General features: G+C 64.2%; 6 protein-coding genes and 4 pseudogenes. 4 read left to right on the top strand and 6 right to left on the bottom strand.

The annotated features are described in order from the left end of the window. Positions 1-110: 110 nt before the first annotated feature. Entirely contained in the window at positions 111-1,091 is a 981-nt protein-coding gene (locus JO965_RS32730; RefSeq protein WP_203446207.1) for an ABC transporter substrate-binding protein, read from the top strand. A gap of 473 nt (positions 1,092-1,564) precedes the next feature. Continuing rightward, the gene (locus JO965_RS32725; protein WP_203439317.1) at positions 1,565-2,608 is read left to right on the top strand and encodes an IS110 family transposase; all 1,044 of its coding nucleotides are present in this window, start codon (positions 1,565-1,567) and stop codon (positions 2,606-2,608) included. A 480-nt stretch (positions 2,609-3,088) separates the two neighbouring features. Here the strand turns inward: JO965_RS32725 and JO965_RS32720 are convergent, their stop codons facing one another. Further along, on the bottom strand, positions 3,089-4,114 hold the full coding sequence (locus JO965_RS32720; protein ID WP_203443608.1) for an IS110 family transposase: 1,026 nt from the start codon (positions 4,112-4,114) through the stop codon (positions 3,089-3,091). Positions 4,115-4,291: 177 nt separating this feature from the next. Then, positions 4,292-5,335: pseudogene (locus JO965_RS32715) on the bottom strand (IS256 family transposase); the annotation flags it as partial. Positions 5,336-5,542: 207 nt separating this feature from the next. On the opposite strand from JO965_RS32715, the pseudogene istA reads away from it, so the two are divergent. Together istA and JO965_RS32705 are read left to right on the top strand one after the other, a co-directional pair. Continuing rightward, a pseudogene (gene istA / locus JO965_RS32710) lies at positions 5,543-7,023 on the top strand (IS21 family transposase). Further along, positions 7,020-7,635 (top strand): annotated as a pseudogene (locus JO965_RS32705) (ATP-binding protein). Before istA ends, JO965_RS32705 begins: the two co-directional pseudogenes overlap by 4 nt. A 133-nt stretch (positions 7,636-7,768) precedes the next feature. On the opposite strand, the pseudogene JO965_RS32700 reads toward JO965_RS32705, so the two are convergent. The 4 genes and pseudogenes from JO965_RS32700 to JO965_RS32685 all read right to left on the bottom strand — a co-directional run. Beyond that, positions 7,769-7,924 (bottom strand): annotated as a pseudogene (locus JO965_RS32700) (transposase); the annotation flags it as partial. Positions 7,925-8,115: 191 nt separating this feature from the next. Beyond that, positions 8,116-9,978, bottom strand: coding sequence for an ABC transporter ATP-binding protein (locus JO965_RS32695; protein WP_203446655.1), 1,863 nt, complete (start codon positions 9,976-9,978; stop codon positions 8,116-8,118). An 18-nt stretch (positions 9,979-9,996) separates the two neighbouring features. Then, entirely contained in the window at positions 9,997-10,929 is a 933-nt protein-coding gene (locus JO965_RS32690; protein WP_116532434.1) for an ABC transporter permease, read from the bottom strand. Beyond that, on the bottom strand, positions 10,895-11,854 hold the full coding sequence (locus tag JO965_RS32685) for an ABC transporter permease (protein WP_203446206.1): 960 nt from the start codon (positions 11,852-11,854) through the stop codon (positions 10,895-10,897). Before JO965_RS32685 ends, JO965_RS32690 begins: the two co-directional genes overlap by 35 nt. Positions 11,855-11,856 lie beyond the last annotated feature (2 nt).

The following is an 11,856-nucleotide window of genomic DNA, read 5'->3' as shown; positions in this document are numbered from 1 at the left end:
CAGCAAGTCGTCGGATGCTCCTGAAAACTGCAAGATGACCGGATGACAGTGGCTGGAATGAAATCCCATCTCGCGTATGTCCCTCGCATTCACGCCCAGATGCTGATGCGATGAGACGGCGGGACGTGCTCGCATGGCTGGGCAGTGCGGCGGCATGGACACTCCCGGTGCGCGCGCAAACTCCGGCAATGCCCGTCATAGGTTATCTCGCGCCGGAATCGCCCGGACCGTTCGACAGTCGCCTCAAGGCGTTCCGGGAAGGCCTTGCCGATGCCGGCTATGTCGAGGGCCGCAATGTAGCGATTGAATACCGATGGGCAGAAGGCCGGTACGACCGGTTACCCGCGCTGGCAGCTGATCTCGCCAGCCGACAGGTCACTGTCCTCGTCGCGTCCGGCGGCGCACCTGCCGCGCTCGCTGCGAAAGCGGCGACGAAGACGATCACCATTGTCTTCGAGATGGGGGGCGACCCCGTCGCGCTCGGCGTGGTCGACAGCCTGTCGCGGCCGCGAGGCAATCTCACCGGCGTTTCGAGTTTGAGCGTGGAAGTCTCACGCAAGCGGCTGGAATTCATGCATGAGCTGCGTCCGGCTGCTTCGTCCTTCGCCGTTGCTGTCAACCCGACCAGCCCAACCTCGGGCTCACAGGTGCGGAACCTCCAGACGGCCGCCGAGGCTCTCGGGGTTCGGCTCCATGTCATGAATGCCAGCACCGAAGGTGAGTTTGAAGCGATGTTCTTGGCCGCCACCCAAGAGCAGGCAGGAGGGCTCGTCTTCACCTCGGATCCTTACTTCGCTTTCCGCAGTACGCAGCTTGCCGATTTGTGCTTTCGCTATTCCATGCCCGCGGTCACGCAGTCCCGCGACTTTCCCACGGCAGGTGGCCTGATGAGTTATGGCGGCGACTTCGCGCAATCGCATCGCCGTGCCGGCAGCTACGCCGGGCAGGTCCTGAACGGCGGGAAGCCTTCCAATCTGCCGGTGCAACTCGTCACGAAAGTCGAGTTGGCCATCAATCTAAAAACGGCAAAGGCCCTCAGCATCGCCATCCCGCCCTCACTGATCAGCGGTGCCGATACGGTCATCGAGTGATGTCCTTATTCGAGTTCCAACTTACGCTTTGGGAGTGACCTGGCGCGTTGCGATGCGATCTCAGGGGCCGCGTCTGCGAAGTCGCGGTATCTTTACCAAAAACGTCTAAAGCGGGTCATGTACTGATGATCCCTGTCTTCCAGGAACGTCTGCTGTTCCTTGCCAGGACAGACATTCAGCTTACTTCCGTCTCGTGCCGATTTTGTTGAAAAACTGCCGGGCACTGCTGCGTCGGTCTATTACTGGGGTCAGTGTACCAGACCAGGCTCAGCATCCTGTATGCCAGCCGCACGAAAAACGGCTCTTGCGGACTTTTTCAACACTATCTGCCATGTGTGGACGGCTCCCTGTTGGCAAGGGATTTATTAAACGCTTCTGCAAGGCTGGTCGATGCTGTTGGAGTGGACGGCCCCCTTACGGCATCGCTGTGCCAGAATGAGGTCGTTGCAGATCTCAGTCACAGGAGACCGTCCATGGACCAGATTATCCGCATCGGAATGGATACGTCAAAGCACGTCTTCCAACTGCACGGCGTGAATGCCGCCGAGGAGCCGGTGCTGCGCAAGAAGCTGCGGCGCCAGGATCTGATCACCTTCTTTGGCAAGCTTCCGCCCACCGTAGTTGCCCTTGAAGCCTGTGGGGGCTCGCACCATTGGGCGCGCCTTCTGCAGTCGTTAGGGCACCAGGTGAAGCTGATCGCGCCGCAATTGGCCAAGCCGTACGTCAAGCGTGGCAAGAACGATGCGGCTGATGCCGAGGCGATCTGCGAGGCGATGAGCCGGCCCACCATGCGCTTCGTGCCGGTCAAAACAGCCGACCAGCAGGCGGCCTTGATGCTGGTGGGCGTGCGCGATCGCTTGATCCGGCAGCGCACCCAGCTGGTCAACGTGATCCGCGGCTATGCGGCGGAGTTCGGGCTCATTGCCCCTAAGGGGCTGTGCCGGATCGAGCCTCTGCTGGAGCGGGTCAAAACCGAGGAGACCTTGCCGGCTCTCGCCCGGGAGCTGTTTGCGATGCAGGCCACGGAGTATGCGCAGCTGCAGGCCCGATTGGAGGAGATTGAAGATCGCCTCATGGCTTGGCACCGCGCCCATGAGATCAGCCGACGCTTGGCCAGGATTCCTGGGGTGGGTCCGATCGGCGCTGCGATGTTGGTGATGAAGACGCCTGCACCCGAGGCCTTTCGCTCGGCCCGCCACTTTGCCGCCTGGCTTGGCTTGACCCCGAAGGATCATTCCACCGCCGGCAAGGTGCGGCATGGGGTGATCACGCGGGCCGGTGACGAGGCCCTGCGCAGCGTGCTGGTGGTCGGGGCGACTGCTGTCATCCGGCAGTTGCGGCGCGGCCAGAGTGCGCCGCCTTCGCCGTGGCTGGTGGCGTTGCTCCAGCGCAAGCCGCCCAAGCTGGTTGCCGTGGCGCTGGCCAACAAGATCGCCCGCATTGCCTGGAAGCTGATGGTGACAGGGGAGAGCTACAAAGCCCCAGCGTCAGTATCGGCAGCGGCGTGCGCTGTGTAGAGATCAGCCCGACATGAGAACCCTTCAAGCGCTCTCGTGTTGAGCTGGTGTCGGACCTTGCAAGGAAGCGAGCAGATGGTGTGATCGATCGATCCAGACGGTGAGACACTCCGCACATGACTGTGGTCTGGCGAGGCCGCGGTGCTGTTGGGAACTCACAGAGCGGACGCCATCTTGGCCAGCGGTCATGTGTGACTGCAATGAAAGGCCGGACATATGACCGCAAGCGATCCGATCAAACCATGCCGAAATCTTCTTGCGAGGCGGGGGCCGTCCACATAGGCCATGTGTTCGACCTGTTGATGCGGTGCTTATGACCGCTGGCCATAATGCCCTCCGCGAAGGGGTCCCGACCAAAAGCTCGCATTCCAAGATGCTCTGGCACGAGTGGGGTGTCCCGCTTCCCGGTTCGACCGGATCCTGCATTAACGTCTGTTCGCCCTTTCCAACCTCGTGATCGCCGGAGCCTTCCGACGATGATTATGCCGCTTGTACAACAGGCTCCCGATAGTGCTCGCCCTTGGCCATGATCGCCCACACCATCCGGGCCATCTTGTTGGCCAGGGCCACCGCCGCTACCTTCGTGGCCCGCCGCGCCAGCAGTTGCACGATCCACGGCCGCTTCGTCCCGTGCCGCTGGGCAAAGCGGATCACTGCGAGTGCGCCCACCGTCAGCAGGGAGCGCAGGTAGCGGTTGCCCTGTTTGGTCACGCCGCCGAGCCGCTCCTTGCCGCCGCTGGAGTTCTGCTTCGGCACCAAGCCGATCCAGGCCGCCAGATTGCGCCCGGATGAGAAGGCCTTCGGGTTGGGAACATGGGCCACGAGAGCTGATGCGAGCAGCGGACCCACACCGGGGATCTCGGCCAACCGGCGGCTGACTTCGTTGGCGCGGTGGCAGGCGGTGATCCGTCGGTCCATCTCCAGGATCTGGCGCTTGAGCAGCACCAGTTGCTCGGCCAAGGCCAGGATGCAGGCCCGGGCCAGCTCCGGGATGCGCTCATCTTCGTTGCTGACCATGAGCAGCAACTCATCAACACCTTCCCGGCCGATCTTCGCCACCACGCCGAACTCCGCCAGGTGTGCTCGGATCGCATTGGTGAGCATGGTCCTCTGCCGCACCTGCATCAGCCGCACCCGGTGCAGCATCAGGGTGCTTTGCTGCTCGCACGTCTTCGTCTCGACAAAGCGCATGGTGGGCCGGGTGACTGCCTCGCAGATCGCCTCGGCATCGGCCATGTCGTTCTTCTGTCGTTTTACATACGGTTTGACATAAGCCGGCGGCATGAGCTTCACCTCATGACCGAGGCTCTGCAACTCCCGTGACCAGTGATGGGCGCTCGCACAGGCCTCGATGCCGATCAGACAGGGTGGCAGGGAAGCAAAGAACTTGAGCACCTGCCCTCGCCTGACCTGGCGTCGGATGATCACGACCCCTTCGGCATCGATGCCATGCACCTGGAAGACGGACTTGGCGATGTCCAGACCAATGGTAGTGACCGTGCTCATGGGCTGCTCCTGTTCGCTGGCTGCTGACAACAGCCATGCTACCTCACCGCTGGGTGGGAGCCGTCCACAGCATCAAAGGCAGACCTTTGATTGGCTTCGAACCTAGTCAGTACCGACCGGACAAAAAGATGATTGTGTGCGTCAAGTTCTGCAAAGCGGGGCGGCCGGTCAGGTTGGCTAAGCGGCTTCGCGAAGAGTGGTTTTCTTGTGCTCCTTCAGGTCGTCCATGTTGAGATAGCGGTGCGCCTCGAGCCAGTTCTCATGGGTCTCGACCGCCAGCGTCCGCACCAGCCGGCAGCATGAGGCCACATTGGGGAAGATCCGCACCACGTAGGTGCGTCTCCGGATCTCCTCGTTGAGGCGCTCAAGCATGTTGGTGCTCTTGAGGTGCTTATGGTGCTGACGCGGCAGGCGATAGAAGGTCAGCGTCTCCTCGATCGTTTCCTCGGCCCAGGCCACCAGGCGCGGATAGCGCGTCTCCCATTTGGCGATCCAGGCCACCAGATCGCGTCGGGCCTCCTCGACCGAGCGGCGGTCGTAGAGCCAGCGCAGCTCCTGCAGGCAGTCATCGTCGGCCTTGCGCGGCAGGTGATCGAGGGCATTGCGGAGAAAGTGCACGTAGCACCGCTGGTAGGCTGCTTCGGACAGCACCTCGCGGATGGCGGCGCGCAACCCGGCATGATCATCCGCCACCACCAGTTCCACGCCGGAGAGACCGCGCTCGCGCAGGCCGAGCAGAAAGGTCTTCCAGGCGGACTGGCTTTCGCGGTTGGCCATCTCCACACCCAGGATCTGGCGCCTGCCGTCCCAGTCGATGCCCACAGCAATCAGCACCGCCTGCGACGTGACGATGCCGCCCTCGCGCACCTTCTCGTAGCGGGCATCCAGGATCAGGTACGGGAACGGCTCACTCAACGGCCGCTCCGCAAAGGCCTTCAAGCTCGCGTCCAGGCGCTTGTTGGTGGCGGAGATGGCCGAGGCCGAGAAACTGTGGCCGCACAGTTCCTCGGTGATGGCCTTGACCTTGCGGGTGGAGACACCTTGGACGTACATCTCGGCCAGCGTGGCGACGAGCGCCTGCTCGGAGCGCTGATAGCGCTCGAACAGCTCGGTGGAGAAGCGTCCGTCCCGGTCCTGCGGCACGCGCAGCTCGAGTTTGCCGACGCGGGTGATGAGGGTACGGCTGTAATAGCCGGCGCGGTAACCGAGGCGAGCTGCAGTGCCGCGCGGCGATCAGGGTGGCAGTTGATCGGCAATCAGGATGAGGTGCGAGGCCGCTGTCACTTCTTAAGGGGAGCGAGAGCGGCGACGGTGTGATCCGTCAGGACCACACCGTCTGGCAGTCGGGGCCGACCGGCTAAGGATTGGATGTCTTCACGCCAATGAGGAATCCACCCTTTGCCCGGCCGCCATATCACCGACTGCCAGATGAGGCTGTACATGAAGTTTCGCCAAACCAACACCGCCGCGATCGCCGCTGCCAAAGCCGGCTTCAGCCCTCCACCGCCTCTCGCATTGATAAGAACCCGCGTCTGCCCTCGCAGAGGAAAGCCCCACGCGGGCGCCGGCGTCCCGACCCACTTGCGAGCGTCTGGGACAGCGAGATCGTCCCGCTCCTCCAGGCCGCCCCGAGCCTGCGGCCCGTTGCTCTCTTCGAGGAGATCATCCGCCGCCATCCCGATCTCGGCCCCGGCATCCGCCGCACCCTCGAGCGCCGGGTTCGTTCCTGGCGCGCCCTCCACGGCCCCGAGCAGGAGGTCATCTTCCGTCAGGTGCACGAGCCCGGGCGCATGGGCCTGTCCGACTTCACCGACATGGCCGATCTGGCCATCACCCTTGTCGGCCAGCCGCTCGATCACCGGCTCTATCACTTCCGGCTCGCCTATTCCGGCTTCGAGCATGCCCACGTGGTGCTCGGCGGCGAGAGCTATGTCGCGCTCGCCGAGGGGCTGCAGAACGCCCTCTGGGCCTTGGGTGGCGCTCCGCGCGAGCATCGCAGCGACAGCCTCTCGGCCGCCTTCCGCAATCTCGATCGCGACGCCCGCGAGGACCTGACCCGGCGCTATGATGCCTTGTGCACCCATTACGGCATGGAGCCGAGCCGCAACAATACGGGCATCGCCCACGAGAACGGCGCCATCGAGAGCGTGCACGGCCATCTCAAGAAGATGATCGAAGACGCCCTGCTGCTGCGTGGCGCACGCGACTTTGCCGATTTGTACGCCTACCGCCGCTTCGTCGACGAGGTGATCGGGCGCCGCAATGCCCGCAATATCGCGCGCATCGAGGTCGAGCGCGCTGCCCTGCAGGAATTGCCGGATCGACGCACCGCCGATTACGAGGACGCCATCGTCACGGTAACTTCGACCAGCGGCTTCGTCCTGCGCAAGGTGTTCTACAGCGTGCCATCGCGCCTGATTGGCCACCGGCTGCGGGTGCGCCTGTTTGATGATCGCCTCGAGGTCTATCTTGGCGGCACGCCCCAGATGACGCTGCCGCGCGGGCGGGCGCACCCCAACGGCCGGCACGGGCATGTGGTCGATTACCGGCACGTGATCCACTCGCTGCGGCGCAAGCCTATGGCGCTGATGGGACTGGTCTACCGCGACCAGCTCTTTCCGCGGTCCGCCTATGCCCGTGCCTTCGAAGCGATGATCAGGAAGCTGCCGGCCCGCGTCGCCTGCCGCACCATGGTCGATCTGCTCGCCTTAGCGCACGAGCGCGCCTGCGAGGCCGAACTTGCCGAGCACCTCGACGCGGATCTGAAGGCCGGCCGGCTGCCAGACCTCAAGCGCTTGCGCGCCCGCTTCAGTCCGGATGCCGGTGCGGTGCCCGACATCGTAGTCTCCTATGCACCGCTCAGTGCCTACGAGGAACTCGCCCGCGTGGATCAGGGAGAGGTCGCATGACGAGCCCCGATGCCATTGATGCCGGTCGCCTGACCCTGGCGCTCAACGATCTGCAGCTGCCGGCGATCAAGACGATCTGGCCGGACTTCGCCGCCCGTGCCGACAAGGAAGGCTGGCCGGCGGCCCGCTTCCTGGCGGCTCTGGCCGAGCACGAGATGGCCGAGCGGGCCAGCCGACGGATCCAGCGCCATCTCGAGGAGGCGCGACTGCCGCCTGGCAAGACCCTCGACAGCTTCGACTTCTCCGCGGTGCCGATGATCAGCAAGGCGCAGGTGATGGCGCTGGCGGCCGGGGACAGCTGGCTCGAGAAGGGCGCCAATCTGCTGATGTTCGGCCCGCCGGGCGGCGGCAAGTCGCACCTGGCGGCGGCGCTGGGTCTGGCGCTGGTGGAGAACGGCTGGCGGGTGCTGTTCACCCGCACCACCGATCTGGTGCCGAAGCTGCAGAGCGCGCGGCGGGATCTGCAGCTGGAGGCGGCGATTGCCAAACTCGACAAGTACCACCTGCTGATCCTCGATGAATGTCGAGAGCTACCGGCGCAGAGCCGCCATTGAACGTAAACGCGGACCAGGTCGTCCGCCGACGCGCGCGACCATTAAGACCTCATCCTGATTGACGCTCGCAGCGACAATCAAGAAAGCGCTTGCATCTGTGTCGCGGCGCGACAATCATCATGCCCGCCGCGACAGCCAATCACCATCCTGATCGCCGCGCACTCCCAATCCAGATTGTCGCGCAATACTGCAGTGCGCTCCCCCTTTGCGGCCTGGAGTGCATCAGTCATCTCGGCTTCGAGCATCTCCTGCATGACGGCGCGCACAATCTCGCGCAGCCCGTCCGGGTTGTGGCTCAGAAGCTCCTTGATGGCAGCGGTAGCGGGTTTATCCTTGGTACTGGTCATGGTGGGGCTCCTCTCGGAGTAAGTGACGTCAGACATCACCATCCTGCCATGACCGCCCCGCTCAGGCGATTTGCAGAACCTTCACCACACTACTCAAAAAGATTGCGTTAGGCCCGGATGCGATCTGCCGTCAGGCTGGGATCGGCAACAGCAAGGGCGCCCCCTCCGACCGCACCCGACGGCTCGAGCGGTCAGCCGGGCAACGTTCCCTGAAGATCCCTGGCCAGTATCGGGTCATTCCACTCCTCGCCCCAGACCTGGACGACATGGCCTGGCGACGCCTCCCGGTACAGGCGCTCCGGCGGGAGGTAGTCGACTGACCTGATGGGGCTCTTGATATCCCCGTCCGAAACCCGATGGCGGCTGCCGCGTCGCGCCGGGTCGGGCACCGGGACGGCGGCAAGGAGGCGCCGGGTGTAGGGGTGCTGAGGGTTCTCGAGAATCGCGCTGCGCGGCCCAATCTCGACGATCTCGCCGAGATACATCACGGCGATGCGGTGGCTCACGCGCTCGACGACCGCCATATCGTGGGAAATGAACAGAAAGGCGAGGTGCAGATCCGCCTGCAGGTCGAGCATCAGGTTGACGACCTGGGCCTTGACCGAGACGTCCAGCGCCGAGACTGCCTCGTCCGCCACGATGACTTTCGGCCCCACCGCAAGAGCTCGCGCGATCGCGATGCGCTGCCTCTGGCCGCCGGAGAACTCGTGCGGGAAGCGCCTGGTCATGTCGGGCGAGAGACCGACCCGGCTCAGGAGATCGGCGGCGATCTCACGCGCCTCGTGCCGCGTTGCGAGCTTATTGATCAGAAGAGGCTCGGCGATCGCGGTGCCGATCGTCATGCGAGGATCGAGGCTTGCGAACGGATCCTGGAAGATCATCTGGATGAGCCTGCGGCGCTGCTGCAGCTCGCGGGGGCTGAGCCCCATCAAGTCCTCACCGTCGAGCCGGACAGAGCCGGCGAGCGGCTCGATCAGCCGCATGACGGAACGTCCCGTCGTCGACTTGCCGCATCCGGATTCGCCAACCAGCGCCAGCGTCTCGCCGCGAGCGAGGCTGAACGAGACGTTCTCAACCGCGTGAACCCGTCCGCCCACCCGGCCGAACAGGCCGGACCGCAGATCGAAGCGCGTCGTCAGGTCCTTGACTTCGAGCACGGGCCGTGTCGACGGCACGATCGTATCCGGCGTCTCGACGGCGGGCTCCAGGATCCCGGTCGCACGATCGACGACAGGAAAGCGCATTGGATGTTGTCGCCCAGCCATCGAGCCGAGCACCGGCACGGAGGCGATGAGCGCGCGCGTGTAGCCCTGGCGCGGCCTGGCGAAGATCGTCTCCGTGGACCCGCTCTCGACCGCTTCGCCGTCGAGCATCACAACGGTTCGGTCAGCAATCTCGGCGACGACACCCATGTCGTGGGTGATGAAGAGGACGGACATGCCCTCCTCGTCCTGGAGGCTCTTGACGAGGTCGAGGATCTGCGCCTGGATGGTCACGTCCAGGGCGGTCGTCGGTTCGTCGGCGATGAGAAGCTTCGGCCGGCAGGCGAGCGCCATGGCGATCATGACGCGCTGGCGCATGCCGCCCGAGAACCGGTGAGGGTAGTCGTCGAGACGGGCTCTTGCATTCGGGATGCGCACCTTCTCCAGCAGGCGCACCGTCTCCGCGTCGGCCTCTGCCCGCGAGAGACGCCGGTGCAGCATCAGCGCTTCCGCTATCTGAAAGCCGATGGTCAGCACGGGATTGAGGCTGGTCATCGGCTCCTGGAAGATCATGGCGATGTCGTCGCCACGAACGCGGCGCATCTCGGCGTTCGGCAATCCCAGGAGATCACGGCCTTTGAGGAGCACCCGCCCCGTGACCCGGCTCGTATCGCGGGGCAGGAGGCGCATGATGGAAAGGGCCGTCACGCTCTTGCCGGAGCCCGACTCGCCCACGATGGCGACGGTCTCTTTCGGCCCAACCGAGAAGGATAGGTTGCGCACGACGGGGCGCCACGCACCCTCGACGCGGAAGGCGGCGGTGAGTTCCTGAACATCGAGGATCGATTCCATCACGCTCCGGCCTGCTCTCTAGATGATGCGTCGCGGGTCGAGCGCATCGCGCAGGCCGTCACCGACGAAGTTGATTGACAGGACAGTGAGGAAGATCGCGGCTCCTGGAAAAAGCGCCCAGTGGGGAGCAAACTCAAGATGATCCTTGGCGTCAAAAAGGATGCGTCCCCACGTGGGAATGTCCGGTGGGAAGCCAAGGCCGAGGAACGAGAGGGTCGATTCCGCGATAATTGCCGTCGAGACCTCAATCGTGCTCGCTACGATCACAGGTCCGAGCGCGTTTGGCAGAATGTGACGCATCACCTGATGCCACCGGCTCGCGCCTTGGGAGCGCGCCGCCTCGACGAATTCCTTCTCCCGCAGAGAGAGGAACTGCGCCCGCACCAAGCGAGCCACTGGCATCCAGCGCAAGCCTCCGATCACCAGCACGATCACGACGAAGACACCGCCCTCTAGGCCGAACACAGCCTTGAGCCGGTCGCGGAAGAGATAGATGACGAGAAGCAGGAGCGGCAGCTGCGGCAGCGACAGGAAGAGGTCGGTAAGCCACGTCAGAAAGGAGTTGGCGATGCCGCGGGACATGCCGGCGACCGCGCCGATCACGACCCCGACGAGGGTCGCGATGATCATCGCGGCGAATCCAACCGCAAGCGAGATGCGCCCGCCATAGATCATGCGCGCGAGCAGGTCCTGGCCCAGGTCGTCGGTGCCAAACGGATGAGCGAGGGACGGGCCCTGCAAGGTTGCCGCGAAGTCGATGTCATTGATTGCGACGGGCCAGAGCAGGGATCCGAACATCACGCCGAGGCACATCAAGCTCAAGATGAAAGCCCCCGCCACCGCCAGCCGGTGGCGACGGAACCGCCGCCAGGTCTCGCTGCCCCGTGAGGCGGAGCGAGCAACTGGGGAAGCCGCTTTATCGGAAAGAGATGCGGGGATCGAGCCAGCCATAGAGCACGTCTGCGAGGAGGTTGAAGAATACGACGAGGCAGGCGAAGACGAAGGTTACCGCCATGACGACCGGGGTGTCATTCGCGAGCATCGCGTTGATGAGAAGGGATCCGATGCCGGGCACCCGGAAGATCTGCTCGGTGACGATGGCGCCGCCGAAGACGGCGGGCATCTGCAACGCCACGAGGGTGACCACCGGGATGAGGGCGTTGCGCGCAACATGGCGCAGCGTCACGGTCCGCTCGGGCAAGCCCTTAGCGCGTGCCGTGGTGACATAGTCCAGCCGAACCACGTCCAGCACCGCCGCGCGCACGTAACGAGTGTAGGACGCTGCCTGAAACAGGCCCAGGACGAGGACTGGCATGAGTGCCTGCCGGGCGTGCTCCCAATACCAGCGCCAGCCAGTCTCCGGGATGTCGGCCCTGTAGACAAACGGCAGCCAGTCGAGCTTGATTGAGAAGATCAGGATGAGGAGCAGTCCCGTGAAGAAGGTTGGCAGCGAGAACCCGACAAAGGCGAGGGTGTTCGCGATCTGGTCGAACACGGAGTAAGGACGGGTCGCGGCATAGATCCCGACGGGCAGCGCGATGGCGAGCGCTAGAACTTGGGACGATCCGATGACGAAGAGCGTGGTGGGCACACGCTGGAGGATGAGCGTGTCGACGTCGACGCGGCTCGCGAACGAGAAGCCCCAGTCGCCCTGCGCCATCGCGGCAAGCCAGCGCAGGTAGCGCACCAGAATGGGGTCATCAAGCCCGAAACTCTCGCGCAGGTTCGCCCGCACCTCAGGCGGGATGTTCGGGTTTGTCGCAAGCTCGCTGAACGGGTCCCCGGGCGCGAGCGCCAGCACTGTGAACAGGATGAGGCTGATCCCGAGCAGGCTCGGGATCGCCACGAGGAGGCGCCTGATCACGTAATCCGTCATCG

The sequence above is a fragment of the Microvirga sp. VF16 genome (assembly GCF_016864375.1).
Taxonomy (GTDB): domain Bacteria; phylum Pseudomonadota; class Alphaproteobacteria; order Rhizobiales; family Beijerinckiaceae; genus Microvirga.
The sequence above is the reverse complement of the archived record's forward strand: the minus strand, read 5'-3'. Positions and strand labels throughout refer to the sequence as shown.